At 72.0% G+C, this 15,122-nt stretch carries 15 protein-coding genes; 6 read left to right on the forward strand and 9 right to left on the reverse strand.

From position 1 onward, the window contains the following. Positions 1–39 precede the first annotated feature (39 nt). Genes AB0877_RS17965 through AB0877_RS17975 form a run of 3 tightly spaced genes read right to left on the reverse strand, consistent with a single transcriptional unit; the run spans position 40 to position 1,867 of the window. The gene (locus AB0877_RS17965; protein ID WP_366609984.1) at positions 40–1,227 is read right to left on the reverse strand and encodes a hypothetical protein; all 1,188 of its coding nucleotides are present in this window, start codon (positions 1,225–1,227) and stop codon (positions 40–42) included. Beyond that, entirely contained in the window at positions 1,224–1,754 is a 531-nt protein-coding gene (locus AB0877_RS17970; protein WP_366609986.1) for a SigE family RNA polymerase sigma factor, read from the reverse strand. Before AB0877_RS17970 ends, AB0877_RS17965 begins: the two co-directional genes overlap by 4 nt. Continuing rightward, positions 1,739–1,867 carry a hypothetical protein gene (locus tag AB0877_RS17975; protein ID WP_366609988.1) on the reverse strand — a complete coding sequence of 43 codons (129 nt, stop codon included), beginning with the start codon at positions 1,865–1,867 and terminating at the stop codon, positions 1,739–1,741. The genes AB0877_RS17970 and AB0877_RS17975 overlap by 16 nt, the downstream gene beginning before the upstream one ends. Before the next feature lie 28 nt (positions 1,868–1,895). Between AB0877_RS17975 and AB0877_RS17980 the strand changes: the two genes are divergently transcribed. The 4 genes from AB0877_RS17980 to AB0877_RS17995 are packed head-to-tail and all read left to right on the forward strand — an operon-like array spanning position 1,896 to position 5,274. Beyond that, positions 1,896–3,665: a proline--tRNA ligase gene (locus AB0877_RS17980; RefSeq protein ID WP_366609990.1), complete on the forward strand. Its 1,770-nt coding sequence runs from the start codon at positions 1,896–1,898 to the stop codon at positions 3,663–3,665. A 57-nt stretch (positions 3,666–3,722) separates the two neighbouring features. Next, on the forward strand, positions 3,723–4,148 hold the full coding sequence (locus AB0877_RS17985; protein ID WP_354945799.1) for a CBS domain-containing protein: 426 nt from the start codon (positions 3,723–3,725) through the stop codon (positions 4,146–4,148). Positions 4,149–4,183: 35 nt separating this feature from the next. Continuing rightward, positions 4,184–4,612, forward strand: coding sequence for a SufE family protein (locus AB0877_RS17990; protein ID WP_357194707.1), 429 nt, complete (start codon positions 4,184–4,186; stop codon positions 4,610–4,612). A 20-nt stretch (positions 4,613–4,632) separates the two neighbouring features. Further along, entirely contained in the window at positions 4,633–5,274 is a 642-nt protein-coding gene (locus AB0877_RS17995; RefSeq protein ID WP_366609991.1) for a DsbA family oxidoreductase, read from the forward strand. A gap of 73 nt (positions 5,275–5,347) precedes the next feature. Here AB0877_RS17995 and AB0877_RS18000 read toward each other — a convergent pair whose 3' ends face one another. The 6 genes from AB0877_RS18000 to AB0877_RS18025 form a co-directional block, all read right to left on the reverse strand. Continuing rightward, positions 5,348–5,896, reverse strand: coding sequence for a YbaK/EbsC family protein (locus tag AB0877_RS18000; protein ID WP_112601232.1), 549 nt, complete (start codon positions 5,894–5,896; stop codon positions 5,348–5,350). Positions 5,897–5,991: 95 nt separating this feature from the next. Then, the gene (locus tag AB0877_RS18005) at positions 5,992–6,186 is read right to left on the reverse strand and encodes a hypothetical protein (RefSeq protein WP_357227320.1); all 195 of its coding nucleotides are present in this window, start codon (positions 6,184–6,186) and stop codon (positions 5,992–5,994) included. Positions 6,187–6,223: 37 nt separating this feature from the next. Then, on the reverse strand, positions 6,224–7,006 hold the full coding sequence (locus AB0877_RS18010) for an SDR family oxidoreductase (RefSeq protein WP_366609993.1): 783 nt from the start codon (positions 7,004–7,006) through the stop codon (positions 6,224–6,226). Between the two features lie 78 nt (positions 7,007–7,084). Continuing rightward, positions 7,085–7,738, reverse strand: coding sequence for a GAP family protein (locus AB0877_RS18015; protein WP_366609995.1), 654 nt, complete (start codon positions 7,736–7,738; stop codon positions 7,085–7,087). Between the two features lie 51 nt (positions 7,739–7,789). Further along, positions 7,790–9,178, reverse strand: a complete 1,389-nt coding sequence (locus AB0877_RS18020) for an MFS transporter (RefSeq protein ID WP_366609996.1) — start codon at positions 9,176–9,178, stop codon at positions 7,790–7,792. 59 nt (positions 9,179–9,237) lie between these two features. Continuing rightward, on the reverse strand, positions 9,238–9,498 hold the full coding sequence (locus AB0877_RS18025; RefSeq protein ID WP_366609997.1) for a hypothetical protein: 261 nt from the start codon (positions 9,496–9,498) through the stop codon (positions 9,238–9,240). 218 nt (positions 9,499–9,716) lie between these two features. Between AB0877_RS18025 and AB0877_RS18030 the strand changes: the two genes are divergently transcribed. Then, positions 9,717–14,162: an HAD-IC family P-type ATPase gene (locus tag AB0877_RS18030; RefSeq protein ID WP_366609998.1), complete on the forward strand. Its 4,446-nt coding sequence runs from the start codon at positions 9,717–9,719 to the stop codon at positions 14,160–14,162. 46 nt (positions 14,163–14,208) lie between these two features. Then, positions 14,209–15,009: an MBL fold metallo-hydrolase gene (locus AB0877_RS18035; RefSeq protein ID WP_366609999.1), complete on the forward strand. Its 801-nt coding sequence runs from the start codon at positions 14,209–14,211 to the stop codon at positions 15,007–15,009. Positions 15,010–15,122 lie beyond the last annotated feature (113 nt).

Consider the following 15,122-nt stretch of genomic DNA (forward strand, 5'->3'; position numbering starts at 1 on the left):
GCCACCCGAGGGTGACCCGCCCTTTCCCGCGCTGATCGGTCAGTCGACGACGGCCAGGATCTGCTCGTTCTTCAGGCTCGCCGGCTCGGCGGTCTCGGAGATCTTCTCGCCGTCCTCGTCCACCAGCAGCACCGCGTACCCGCTGCTGGTCTTGACCCGCACGACCATGGAGCCGTCCGACTGGAAATAGACCTGATTCAGGGTGCGCCCTCCCAGCGGCAGAGTGACCTGCTTGCCAGTGCGGGTGTCCAGTACCGCGTTGGCTGACAGTTCACGGGCGATGTCACCGGCCTCCTCGCCGGGCTTCTTCTGCAGCAGAGCGATGCGAGAGCCGTCCGAGGACAGGCTGGCGATGTCGTTGCTGGTCATCTTGCCCACGGCGAAGCCCGGTACGGCCCGCTTCTTCGTGCCGTCCGCACCAAAGAGGGTGACCAGGCCGTCCTCTGTCATGGCGATGGTCTTACCGTCGGCCGACCAGACCGCATGGCAGGCCGAAGGTTCGGTGCGCCACCAGCGCACCGTTTTCTTCTCGGAGCGCGTATCCAACAACCCGAACCGGCCAGATCCGCCGCCCGGCAGATTCTCGCGGAACAGCAACTGCCGCCCGTCGGGAGACCAGGCCGGAGTGACACAGTATGGATCCACCTCCGAGCGCATCTTCTGCTTGTTCGACCCATCGACGTTGGCGATGTAGAGGTCGTCGCTGTCGTCGGCACCCTCACCCACCCAGGCCACCCGGCGGCCATCCGGCGACACGTTCGCGTTGAGCGTCGCTGCGCTGTGCGGCAGCGACATGAGTCGCACCGGGTTCTCACCCGGACGCCACGACCGCAGATTCCCGTTCTCACCGATGAGATTGATAGCGGGGCCGTAGAAGAGCTTGCCGAACTGCACGGTCGGGGTGTTCGTGCTGGACCCGCCGCTGGGCGGGGCCCCGGGCGTGTCGCCGGCGCTGCCCGACGGCGTCGGGGTGGGCGTCGGAGTCGGTGACGGCGACGCGGTGACCGACGGGGTGTCAGCCGGCAGCGGGGGCGGGGACTGGTCGGGCCGGATGGCGAAGGCGGTGCCGGCCGCCGCAGCGATCAGCACCAGCGCGGCGGCCGACGTGGCAACCGCCCGTTGGATACCGAGCCGACGGGACGTACGCAGGGTCCGGTCCCGCAGGTCGACCGAGGTGACCTCGTCGGCCAGGGCGGTCAGGTCGAGCCGGAGGCGCTGGTCGTTCATCGGGTACTCCCTTCCAGGACGTACAGCTCGGCGAGTTCGGGCGCGACGGCGCGCAGCCTGGCCAGTGACTTGGCCGTCTGGCTCTTGACGGTGCCGATCGTCACGCCGAGCAGCTCCGCCGCCTCAGCCTCGGTGCGGTCCTCGAAGAACCGCAGCACCAGCACGGCACGTTGCTTCGGGGAGAGCTTCGCCAGCGCCGCCCGCAGGGTGAGCCGCAGACTGGTCTGGTGGGCGTGGTCCGGGGCCGAGTCGCCTCCGCGTGGCTCGGGCAGATCGCCCGGCATCGACTCGGGTACCCGGCGTCGTCGCCACCAGGACACCTGTAGGTGGTACATGGTCTTGCGGGTGTACGCCTCGGCGTTGCCGCTGTGGTGCAGGCGGTTCCAGGAACGGTGGGTCCGGGCCAGGGCCGACTGGACGAGGTCCTCGGCCAGGTGCTGGTCGCCGGTGAGCAGGTAGGCCGAGCGCAGTAACGCCGGGGTGCGGGCACGGACGAACGAGTCGAACTCACTCAGCAGAGGGTCCACACGGGCCGATCCTTCAGGTCGAGGTGCGAGGGCTTGGTGTCCTTGCAGACGCCAGCGACGGCGTCGATGGTTGCCGGCGTCGGGTCCGGCTCGGATCGAATTGGATCGCTCATCCTGCCGCACCGGCCGTAGGCTGCGCGGATGCTGCTACGCATGTCGACTTTGCTGCTGCGGACCCTGCGCGAGGATCCGGCTGACGCGGAGGTGCCGAGTCATCGGCTGCTGCTGCGCGCCGGCTACATCCGCCGTGCCGCGCCGGGCGGCTACACCTGGCTGCCGCTGGGCAAGCTGGTGCTGGATCGGATCACCGACGTCGTACGCGCCGAGCTGATCGCGATCGGCGACCAGGAGGTGCACTTTCCGGCGCTGCTGCCCGCCGAGCCTTACCGCACCAGCGGCCGGTGGACGGAGTACGGCGACGACATCTTCACCCTCGCCGACCGGCGCGGGGCCGAGCACCTGTTGGCGCCCACCCACGAGGAGATGGCGGCGCTGCTGGTCAAGGACCTGTTCAGCTCGTATCGGGACTTTCCGGTGACGCTGTTCCAGGTGCAGACGAAGTTCCGCGACGAGGCGCGACCGCGGGCCGGGCTGCTTCGTGGCCGGGAGTTCCTGATGAAGGACGCGTACTCCTTCGACCTGGACGAGGCGGGGCTGCGGGAGGCGTACGGGCGGCATCGCGCCGCGTACCAGCGGATCTTCGATCGGTTGGGGTTGGACTACACGGTGGTGCGGGCGATGGGCGGCGCGATGGGCGGCTCCGCGTCGGAGGAGTTCCTGGCGGCGACGCCGGTCGGCGAGGACACATTCGTCGGCTGCACCTCCTGCGACTTCGCCGCGAACACCGAGGCGGTGGCCACCCGGGTGCCGAGCGCCGGCGACCCGGGCGCGCAGCCGGCCGTCGAGGTGCACGACACTCCGGAGACTCCGACCATCGCGAGCCTGGTGGAGTTGGCCAACGCGCGCCGGTTGGGTGGTCGGGACGGCTGGACCGCCGCCGACATCCTGAAGAACGTCGTGTTGTCCGTTCGCCAGCCGGGTGCCGACCGGGCCGAGCTGCTGGTCGTCGGGCTGCCCGGCGACCGGGAGGTCGACCTGAAGCGGGTCGGCGCCGCACTGCACCCGGCACAGGTGACCGTCTTCGAGGAGTGGGCCGAGCATCCGGAGCTGGTTCGCGGCTACCTCGGACCGCAACTGCTCGACAAGCTGGGCATCCGCTACCTGGTCGACCCTCGGGTGGTGACCGGTTCTGCCTGGTTGACCGGGGCGAACGAGCCGGGCCGGCACGCGACCGACGTGGTGTGCGGACGGGACTTCACCCCCGACGGCACCATCGAGGGGGCCGACGTCCGCGCCGGCGACCCCTGCCCGGAGTGCGAGGCGGGCGAGCTGACCATCCGGCGGGGCATCGAGATCGGGCACATCTTCCAGCTCGGTCGCCGCTTCACCGACGCCTTCGCTGTCGACGTGCTCGGGCCGGCCGGCAAGCCGGTCCGGCCGACAATGGGCTGCTACGGGATCGGGGTCTCCCGGGCGGTGGCGGCCGTCGCCGAGCAGCACCACGACGACCGGGGACTGGTCTGGCCGGCAGCGATCGCGCCGTGTGACGTACACCTGGTGGTTGCGGGGAAGGGCCCGCAGCTCGACGCGGCGCTGGAGCTCGGCGGGCGTCTCGCTGACGCTGGCCTGCGGGTGCTCGTCGACGACCGCACGCACGTGTCTGCCGGGGTCAAGTTCACCGACGCCGAGCTGATCGGCATCCCCCGGGCCGTCGTGGTCGGCCGCCGGCTCGCCGAGGGGTACGTCGAGCTGCGCGAGCGGGCCGGCGGCGAGCGCACCGAGCTGCCGCTGGCCGGTCTGGTGGATCGTGTCGTCGACGAGGTACGGCGGGAGCGTGCGAACCTGGTGTAGCGACGGTGTCACGGGGTAGTGCTGTCGGATCGGGTGGATACGTCTTCGGAGGCTCTCATGACCGGTTACCGGGTCAGTGACGTGATGACCAAGCAGGTCGTGTACCTGCCGGTGGAGACCACCCTGGACGAGGCGGCCAGGGTGATGAAGGAGGCCGACATCGGTGATGTGGTGGTCACCGACGGCGCCAGCCTCGCCGGCATGCTCACCGACCGGGACATCGTGGTGCGGGCCGTGGCGGAGAACAGCTCCCCCGCGGCCACCACCATCGGCTCGATCGTCACCCGCGAGGTGGTCATGATCGAGCAGCACTGCACGGCGGGTGAGGCGGCGGCGCTCATGCGGGACCGGGGCATCCGACGGGTGCTGGTCTGTGACAGTGACCGCAAGCTGGTGGGGATCGTCTCGCTCGGTGACCTGGCCATGCAGCTCGACCCCACCAGCGCGCTCAGCGAGATCAGCGAGCAGTCACCCACGGTGTGAGCGGGGCCCCGACGTGACGGCGGTAGCCTCGACGCATGGCTGACATGCCGGCCCGACTGGCCGAGATCGTCGACGAGTTCGCCGCCGCGCCGCGCGACCTGGTGCTGGAGATGCTCCTGGAGTATGCGGACGTCATCCCGGCACTGCCGGAGGGCGCCGCGGAGCGCGAGGGCATGGAGCAGGTGCCCGAGTGTCAGACGGCGTTCTTCCTGCGGGCGAAGGTGACCGCGGAGGGCACGGTGGAGACGCTCTTCGACTGCCCTCCGGAAGCGCCCACCACCCGGGCGTTCGCCGGGATCCTCGCCGAAGGGCTGGCGGGAGCGAGCGCCGAGCAGGTGCTGGCCGTGCCGGACGACCTCTATCAGCGGATGGGGCTGGCTCAGGCGATCAGCCCGCTACGCGTCCGTGGCGGCACCGCGATCCTGGGCCGCCTCAAGCGGCAGATCCGGGAACAACTCGGCTGACCGCGGGGTTGCCACCCAGCATGGAGATCGAGATCTACGCGGACGTCATCTGCCCGTGGTGCTACATCGGCAAGCGCCGCCTGGATGAGGCCCTCGCCAGCTACGACGGCGAGGTGACGGTCCGTTACCGGCCGTTCCAGCTCGACCCGTCGCCGGTGCCGCAGCCCCTGCCACTGGTGCAGGCGCTGGCCGGGAAGTTCGGCGGCCCGGAGCGCGCCCGGCAGATGGTCGACCACGTGACCCAGGTCGCGGCGGCCGACGGGCTGCGGCTCGACTACGACCGCGCGGTGATCGCCAACACCTTCGACGCGCACCGCCTCGTCTCCTGGGCGACCGACCAGGGCCGGGCGGCCGAGATGGTGGAGGCGCTCTACCAGGCGCACTTCAACAACGGTGTCGACGTCGGCTCGCGGGAGGCGCTGGCCGCCCTGGCCGGCGAGATCGGCCTCGACGCGGCCGACGCGCGCCGGTTCCTCGACTCCGACGAGCGCGTCGCCGACGTCGCCGCCGCACTGGCCGCCGCCCGGGACCTCGGCATCACCAGCGTGCCGACCTTCGTGCTGGCCGGGAAGTACGCGGTCTCCGGCGCGCAGGAGGTGCAGACGTTGCTCGCCGCGCTCGCCGAGGTCGAGCAGCGCGAGTCCGCAGCGCACTCACACTGAGTCACCACGACCGGGCACTCGGCATCGATGATCACGATGTTTCACGTGCAACAACATCGATGTTGATGCCTGGTCAGACCGGCCTGGCCAGCCCCTCCACCACCTGTGCGCCCGGCAGCGCACCCAACGCCGGCCCCGGCAGGGCTATCTTGCTGTGCCGCACGCCGGACCCGACGATCACGTGCGGTGTGGCGATGACCCGTGCGTCCACCAGGATCGGCCACTGCGCCGGCAGCCCGATCGGGGTGATGCCGCCGTACTCCATGCCGGTCAACTCGACAGCGTCGTCCATCGGGGCGAAGCTCGCCTTGCGGACGTCCAGCGCCCGGCGGGCCACCCCGTTCACGTCGGCCCGGGTGGTGGCCAGGACGATGCAGGCCGCGTAGCGCACCACGCCCTCGCGCTTGCCCGCCACCACGACACAGTTGGCCGACACGTCCAACCCCACCTCGTACGCCGCGCAGAACGCCGCGGTGTCGGCGAGGTCGGCGTCGATCGGCGCTACCAGCACGTCGTTGACATCCACCGGCGCGTCGGCCGGCCACTGCGCGATGGCCTCCGCGACCGGCGGGGCCAGCAGGTCCAGGCGGGCGCGGGCCGGTTCGGTCTTCAGCGTTCCCATCACGGGTGCGATCCTCGCATCCGCCACGCTGAACCGCCCAGCGGCTCCCCGGCCCCCCGGCGACGCCATCGGCCGGGGCCGGATCGATCCGGCGCTCAACTGCCCGCGAGGAACGCGTTGTCGCGCATGAAGGAGCGGTCGCGGGCGGCCGCCACCTCCTCCTCGCGCTGGGCCTTGGCCCGTTGCAGCTCCAGATCCTCGAACGCGTGCCGGACACCCAGCCGGATCACGCCGTAGAGGAAGACGAAGCCGAAGACGTAGAGGATCACAGTGGTGACGACAGCGAACATGGCGTCACGGTAAGACGAACGTGAACCGTTGTTGCTCTCATTTCCGGCCGGTTCCCCCGTACGTGTCGCGCAGATAGTCGGCCCAGGCGCGCACGCCCCGGGGCAACGCCTCCGTGGTCAGACCACCGGCCCGCAGCTCGCGACCGAGCCGGCCGGGAATCCGCACCGGCAGCAGCGGCCGGCGTGAGCCTCGGGCCGACCGCCACGCCCTGGCGGCTTCGTCGAAACGGAGCACCTGGGGCCCACCCAACTCTTCGATGCCGCCCAACGGGCCGGCGACCAGTCGGGCCGCCAACCGCGCCGCCACCTCGCCCGGGTCGACCGGTTGGGCGAGCACCGCCCGGTCCCCGATCACCGGGCCGAGCCGCGCGCAGGCGGTCAGCATCTCGTCCAGGAACTGGGGAAACTGGGTGGCCCGCAGCACCGACCACGGCACCGGACCGGCCGCGATCACCTGCTCGGCGGCGAGCTTGTGCCGGTAGTACGGGATCGGCACCCGATCGACCCCGACGATCGAGATGTAGACGATGTGCCCCACACCGGCCGTGCCGGCGGCCACCACCAGTCGGCGGGTGCCCAACACGTCGACCTGGTAGGTCTGCCGACCCCGCGGCGCGGACGCCAGGTGCAGCACGGCGTCCACGCCGGTCACCGCCTCGGTCAGCCCGTCCCCGGTGGCCAGGTCGCTCGCCACCCACTCCACGTCCGAGCCGGCGGGCGGCCGGCGGCTGGTGGTCCGGAGGCTGATCCCGTCGTCGCGCAACCGGCCCAGCACCGCACGGCCCAGATTGCCGGACGCCCCGGTGACCAGAACCTTCATCTCGTCCTCCTACAAACCGTCCGACCTCTGCGTGGCGTTGACGAAACATCGCGGCAACCCGTGACGACGGGCGGCCACTCATCCCGATCGAATCAGGTCCAACACGGTGAGCAGCGCGAAGAACGCGATCACGATCTCGTTGACGATCCAGGCGTGCCCCTCTGCCCATTCCCGCATCCGGGTCAGCACCCGCGAGGCCCTGCTCCCCAACAGCAGCAACGCCAGCAGCGGCAGCGCGAGCAGGAGCACTGTGAGCAGCACGAACGGCACCAGGTGCCACCACGGCAGATCGTGTCGGGCCACGCTCGCGCCGACGGTGGCCATGGTCAGGTCGTCGGTCGGCGTCGCCACGAAGAGCAGCGCACCCAGCCGCAGCGCCTGCGGCGGACCGGCGTGCTCGATGCTGCCCAGCCAGCGCGGCGGTCCGGAGCGGTCCCGGCGGACCCAGATCAGCACGGCCAGGCACACCAGCAGGGCCAGCACCACAAGGTCGATGGCGGGGCCGCGATCGATCTTCCCGGCGACGGCGCTGGCGTCGGCGGCCGCTCCGCCCACCAGTTTGGTCACCAGCCAGGCGACGGTCACCCCGGCGGCGACCACCAGCCCCGCGCCGGCGAGGAAGCCCAGCGACGCCGCCCGGGGCCGATCCGACGAGGCCAGGAAGACCGCCACCACCAACTGCGTCCCGGCGACCATGACCACGGCGAGCGGCAGAATGGTCAGGAGGTTCATCGCCCGCCATCCTTCCGGCACGGGCAGGTGGGACGCTGCCGAATCCGCGGATCACCCGGCCGGTCGCACACCCCCGCCCACCACGACCCGACCGGCCAGCAGCGCCCCGAACAGCGCCAGCCCCGCGGTGACCACGAGCGTCGTCGTGTAGCTGGCCGGGCCTGGCGCATTTCCTGCGGCCAGCACGGCCCCGGTCAGCGCGAGCACGGTCGCCGCGAAGAGGGAGTCGCTCAGTTGCAGTGACGAGCTGTTGCGGCCCTGCTCACCCGGCGCGGACAACTCCAGGGTGAGCACCGACAACGGCGGGTAGAGCAACCCCATGCCCAGGCCGGCGATGGCCCAACCGACCACGGCGACGGCCACCGGCAGCTCGGGCCGGACGGCCAACGCCACAGTCGCGGTGCCGACGGTGATGCAGCTCAACCCGGCTCGCGGCAGACTGGCCCGCGACGCCGGCACCGGGATCCGGCCCTGCAACCAGGAGCCCGCCGACCAGGCCAGCGCGCCGACGGTGAGGACCAGCCCGGCCGCGGTCGGCGAGAAACCTCGTTCCCGGGAGAGCATCAACGGGATCACCACCTCGCTGCCGACGAAGGCCGCCGACGCCAGGCCACGCAGCCCCACGACGGTGGGCAGCCCCCGTGCGGCCCGAAGGAACCCGGCCGGCAGCAGGCGCGGGGCACAGACCAGCAGGCCGACCACGGCGGACGCGACAAGAACCAGGGCCGTGATGCCGCGCTGCTGTCCCCCGATGTGCAGCAGTGCGGCACTCACCGCGGCCCCGCACGCCCAACCGATCCGTGCCGCCGCACCCGTCGGCGGGCTCGCCGCCGCACTCCGGCCCAGCGACCGCAGGCCGGGATGAATCAGCAGCCCCGCCGGCACCGCCACCGCCGGCACCGCCAAGAAGACCCACCGCCAGCCCAGGTGCTGCACGATCAGGCCGGCAACCGCCGGCCCGACCAGCGACGGTACGACCCACGCCGCCGCGAAAGCCGCGAAGATCCGCCGGTGCAGGTCCTGCGGGTACGCCTGCCCGACGATCACGTAGAGCGCCACCGAGAGCAGCCCGGAGCCAAAACCCTGCACGACCCGCCCGACGACCAGCGCGCTCATCACGGGGGCGGTCCCGGCGATCAGCAACCCGACCACGAACCAGGCGACGCCGTGCCACATCGGCCCCCTGGGTCCCCGCGCGTCGCACCAGATGCCGGACACCACCATGGCCAGCACACCGGTGGCGAACGGGCCGCCGAACGCGATTCCGTACAGCGCCAACCCGTCCAGGCTGCGCGCGACGGTCGGCATCGCCGTGCCGACCGCCAACGCCTCGAACGCGAGGAGTGAGATCAGCGCGACGCTGCCCACCGTCATGGCGCGCAGTCGGGGTGCGAAGAGTCCCGGTGCGGCGGGTGGGTCGGTGACGGCTGTGCTCGGCATCGACCGAGCATGCGACCTCAACCCTGATTCATGTCAACCGTCCGGTGACCCGGCTCTCGTCAGGCGTCCTGCAGCGCCTCCCCGACACCGCGCACCAGTCCGGAAAAATGCTGGTCTGCCAGCACGTGACCAGCGGTGATCACCACCGCGATCGGCCACTCGATGACCTGGAGCGCGGCGAGCACTCCGAGCCCGGCGTAGTAGACGACCTTGTCCGGTGGCGGCACCGCCACCTCACCCAGCATCGGCAGTTGCACCCGCCGGTTGTACATCGTGACGTTCTCCCGCGAACCGTTGAGATGTCGCGTCAGCGTGCTCATGCCGGCCTCCCCGTGTCCGGTGATGGTCGTCGGGTTCCACGGCCCATCGCGTCCATGCGCCAGCGACGGCGGAAAATTCCGCCACTCAGGGGGCATAACGGATGGCAGGTCGGGAAGCCAGGCCGCCGGACATCAGTGCGGTGGGAGGACGACATGACCAAGGTCAGGACGAGCGGCAACCGGGAGCCGGGCCGGCGCCCGTCCAGTCGTACGCCTCGATGACGGCGGCGGGCCGCGCTGCCGGCCGCATCCTGCCGTCCTTCGGCGTGCCGCACCTGGTCGGCGAGGCGTCCCGGTCGGTCGGTTCGGCTGCGGTCCGGCTGGCCCGGACGGCCGGGCTGACGCGGCGTCGGGTCTGGTCCCGGCCGGGCCGGCACCACATCGAGGTGCACGGTGTCTGCCAGGACGGTGGCAACCGGCTGGCCCGTCAGGTGGAGGGCGCGCTGGAGCAGATGCCCGGGGTGGCCTGGGCCCGGGTCAACGCACCCTCCGGCCGGGTGGTGGTGGCCGTCCAGACCCCCGAGCCGACGTTGCGGGACCTGATCGCCACCATCGACCGCGTCGAGCGGACCTGCGACCACGAACCCGACCCGGAGATCCCGCCTCCGCACCCACCGGAGGAAGGGCCGCGCACTCCGCGAACCCTCGGCGCGCTCGCCTCGGACGCACTGGGCCTGACCATCTCGGCGGCCACCCGGATCCTGCCGTTCGCGCCGCTGCCCGGTGAGGTAGCCGGCCTGCTCTCCGCAGTGGATCTTCAGCCGAAGCTGCACGGGCTCCTCGGCAGACGGCTGCGCTCCGACCCGCGCGCCGACATCCTGTTTCCGCTGGCCGAGGCGGTGGTGCAGGGCTTGACCGGCCGGTGGACGGGCATCGTCCTGGACGGAGCCCAACGGGTCGTGCAGTGGGGTGAGGACCGGGCCCAACTCTCCGCCTGGGAAAAGGCCGAACCACGGCTGACCGGCGACGCCGAACGGGCCACCGCCCGCTGGCCGGTGATCGAACGTCCGCGGCCGAAGCCGGACGGCCCGGTCGAGCGGTACATCAACCGCATGCTCGCCGCCGGTGCGGCCGCGGGTGCGGCGGCGGTGCCGTTCGCCGGGCCGAAGCGGGCCACCGCGCTGGGACTGTCCGCGCTGCCGAAGGCACCGGGCAGCGGTCGGGAGGGGTACGCGGCTCAGCTCGGCCGGATGCTGGCCCGGCGTGGTGTGATCGCGATGGACCGGAGTGTGCTGCGCGAACTGGACCGGATCGACACGCTCGTGCTCGACGCCGCCGTGCTCGGCTCGGACCGGGGCGTCCTGGCCGATCTCGCGCCGGCCCCCGACGCGGACGTCGACCAGGTGGCCGAGCGGGCCTTCGCGTTGTTCGACCCGGACGACCCGTCCGCGTCCCGCACAGCGGACGGCTGGCGACTCGGGCCGCTGGACCGGATGCCCGCGAGCGACCTCGACGACATCCCGGACGCGGCCCGGCTGCGCTCGGCCGGAGGCCAACTCCTCGGCCTCGCCAACGGCGAACGGCTCGCCGCCCTCTTGCGGGTCGAGCCGGAACCCGCGCCCGGCGTCGACGGCCTGCCCTCCGCCGCTCGACATGCCGGCCTGCGGTTGGTCGTCGCCGGCGGTGACGAGCAGCGGTACGGCTTCGCCGACGCGCTGCTCCCCGGCGGGGACCAGTTGGCCGAGTCGGTACGCGCGTTGCAGCGCGACGGCGCTGTGGTGATGCTGGTTTCCGCGGACCGCAAGGCACTCGGCGCGTCCGACTGTGGTCTCGGGTTCGCCGCGCCGGAGGAGCTGCCGCCGTGGGGGGCGCACCTGCTGGTCGGTGCCGACCTGCGGGTGGTGGCGCTGGTGATCGAGGCGACCGGGGTGGCGCGGCGCACGGCCCAGCAGAACATCCGGCTGGCCATGGCCGGCACCGGTCTCGGGGCGCTCGGCGCGTTCACCGCCCCACCGACCCAACTGCCGCACCGGGCGCTCGTCGCCGTCAACGGCGCGGCCGGGCTGGCCTTTGCCAACGGCGTCTGGCAGGCCCGCCGGTTGCACGACCAGTCGGACACCCCGGCGCCCGTGGCAACCGCATGGCATCTGATGCCGGCCGGCACCGTGCTCGACCACCTGCGCTCCACCCCGAACGGCCTGACCAGCGCCGAGGCGCAGCGCCGACGCCACGGTTCCGGTGACGACGGCGGCGCCGCCCCCGGAAGTGGGGGGCTGCTGCGTGCCTTCGTGGACGAGTTGTCCAACCCGCTCACGCCGGTGCTGGCCGCCGGGGCGGTGCTCTCCGCGTCGTTCGGCTCACTGGTCGACGCCGCGCTGGTGGGCAGCGTGGTCGGTGGATCCGCCCTGATCGGCGCGGTGCACGAGCGCAACACGGAGAGGTCGCTGGCGGAGCTTCTGTCGCGGTCGGCGGTGACCGCCCGGGTCCGGCGGGACGGCGAGGAGCAGGTTCTCGCCGCCGAAGACCTGGTCCTCGGAGACGTCATCGCCCTCGAACCGGGCGACTCGGTGCCCGCCGACTGCCGGGTGCTCGAGTCGGTGGGACTGGAGGCCGACGAGTCGTCGCTGACCGGCGAGTCGCTGCCGGTTGCCAAGTCCAACCGACCGGTGGTCGCCGCCGCCATCGCCGACCGGCACTCGATGCTCTACGAGGGCACCACGGTCGCCGCCGGGCACGGCACCGCCGTGGTGGTGGCGACCGGCAACGACACCGAGGCGGGGCGCAGCCTGGCGTTGGTACGGCAGGCACCCCCGACCAGTGGGGTGGAGGCTCGGCTGGGCGCGTTGACCAGCGCCGCCATCCCGCTGGCGGCCGGTTCGGCGGTAGCGGTGGCCGGCGCGGGCCTGCTTCGAGGCGTACCCCTGGCCGAAACGGCGGCGACCGCCGCGAACCTCGCCGTTGCGTCGGTGCCGGAGGGGCTGCCGTTCCTGGTCAGCGCGGCGCAGCTGGCCGCGGCCCGGCGGCTGGCCGAGCACGGCGCGCTGGTCCGCAACCCGCGCACCATCGAGGCGCTGGGCCGGGTGGACGTGCTCTGCTTCGACAAGACCGGCACCCTCACCGAGGGCCAGTTGCTGCTGGCCGGGGTCGGCGACAGCGTCGGCGACCGGTACGCCTCGCTGGACCGCTTGGACGACCGGCTCCGGATGACGCTGGCCGCGGCGCTGCGGGCCACTCCGGCCGCGAAGAACCCGGAGGAGTTGGCGTTGCAGACCGACCGGGCGGTCCGTCGGGGCGCCGGTGAGGCCGGGGTGGTGGAGCAGACCGGCGCCTCCGGCTGGCGGGCCGCCGGAGGGCTGCCGTTCGAGCCGTCCCGCGGCTACCACGCGAGCATCGGACAGACCGATGGTCACCTGTTGTTGAGCGTCAAGGGTGCTCCGGAGACGGTGCTGCCGCGCTGTTCGTCCCGACGTCTGGACGGTCGTCAGGAGCCGTTGGACGATGCCGGCCGCGCCGAGCTGGAGCGGATGCTCGCCGACCGGGCCGGTGCGGGAAACCGGATCCTCGCTGTCGCGGAGTGCCCGGTGAACGACCCGAAGGTGACCGACTCCGACGTGCGAGGGCTGACCTTCGTGGGCTTCCTGGCCCTGGCGGACGGCGTCCGGGAGAGCGCAGCCCCGGCGGTACGCCGGATCCGGCAGGCCGGCGTGCACACCATCATGATCACTGGTGATCACCCGGCCACCGCCGAGGCGATCGCCGCCACCATCAGTGAACACGACGAGCAGCGGGTGGTGACCGCCGCTGAACTCGACCAGCTGAACGACGACGCGCTCGCCGACCGGCTGGCCAACACCGACGTGGTGGCCCGCTGCACCCCTGCGCACAAGGTGCGGATCATCCAGGCGTTGCAGAAGTGCGGTCGGACCGTCGCGATGACCGGCGACGGCGCCAACGACGCCCCGGCGATCCGGCTGGCCGACGTCGGCATCGCCCTCGGTCAACGGGGCACCCCGGCCGCCCGCGCCGCAGCCGACCTGGTGGTCACCGACGACCGGCTGGAAACCATCATCGCCACCCTGATCGAAGGGCGGGCGATGTGGTCGTCGGTGCGGCACGCGCTCAGCATCCTGGTCGGCGGCAACCTCGGCGAGATCGCGTTCAGTGTGCTCACCGCCGCCGCGACCGGCCGTTCCGCGCTGACCGGACGACAGCTCCTGCTGGTCAACCTGCTCACCGACCTCGCGCCGGCGCTGGCCATCGCGGTGCGGCCACCCGCGTCGGACCGGACCGACACTCTCCTCAAGGAGGGTCCGGACACGGCGCTCGGCGAGAGCCTCACCAGGGAGATCGGGCTGCGGGCGGCAGCCACCACGCTGGGCGCCACCGCGGGCTGGACGTTGGCCCGCTACACCGGACGCCGGCAGCGGGCCGGCACCGTCGCCCTGGTTTCGCTGGTCGGCACCCAACTCGGGCAGACCATCCTGGCCGGCGGCACCAGCCCGACCGTGCTGGCTTCCACGGCGGCGTCGCTGGGCGTCCTGGCCGTGGTGGTGCAGACCCCGGGGGTGAGCCAGTTCTTCGGCTGCACCCCGCTCGGGCCGGTCGGCTGGACCATCGGGGCCGGGTCGGCGCTCGGCGCGACCTTCGCCAACGGCGCGCTCACCAAGCTGGTGGAACGCCTCCCGGAGGTACATCCACCTGATCCCGCTGGTACCAACGGTTGAGCCGCATGCCGGCAGCTCGCTGGGGTAGCGGAAGAAGATGGGCATGATGGCGGAACAACCCCAGGTCACGTTCATCGGTACCGCAACGACCGTGCTGCGGATCGGCGGCTTCACCCTGTTGACCGACCCGAACTTCCTGCACCGGGGTCAGCGGGCGTACCTGGGCAAGGGGTTGTGGTCGCGCCGCCGCACGGACCCGGCGTTGCGGATCGCCCAGCTCCCAGAGCTGGACGCGGTGGTCCTCTCCCACCTGCACGGCGACCACTTCGACCGGGTGGCCCGTCGGGAACTGGACCGTGAGCTGCCCATCGTCACCACCCCGGCGGCGGAACGCAAGCTGCGCCGCTGGGGCTTCCAGGCCGCCCAGGGCCTGCCGACCTGGTCGTCCCGGGAGCTGAACCGCGACGGTACGACAGTACGGCTGACCTCGATGCCTGGCCAGCACGGCCCGGGAGCGCTCGACCTGCTGATGCCGGACGTGATGGGCACGATGATCGACGTGGAACGCTCCGGGCGGCGGGAGTTCCGGCTCTACGTCACCGGCGACACCCTCAACCGGCCACAACTCACCGCCATCCCGGAACGCTACCCGGACATCGACGCGATGCTGATCCACCTCGGCGGCACGAAGGTCGCCGGGATCCTGCTCACCATGGACGCCCGCCAGGGTGCGGACCTGGTGGAGCTGATCCGCCCGCGGCTAACCGTGCCGATCCACTACGACGACTACCCGGTGTTCCGCTCACCGCTGGCGCACTTCGTCGACGAGGCCCGCCGTCGTGGCTGGGTAGAGCAGGTACGCACCATCGCCCGCGGCGAGACCGTCCCGCTCACGCCACCCGCCTGACCGCACTGTCGACTCCAAGGGCTCCGGCCCGGCTCCGGCGGCTCCGGGGCCAGATGACCGGTCGCCGGAGTACGCGAATCGCCGCCTGTCGGCCAACCGGCGGCGGTAATCAT

The organism is Micromonospora sp. NPDC047644 (assembly GCF_040704315.1).
Taxonomy (GTDB): Bacteria; Actinomycetota; Actinomycetes; order Mycobacteriales; family Micromonosporaceae; genus Micromonospora.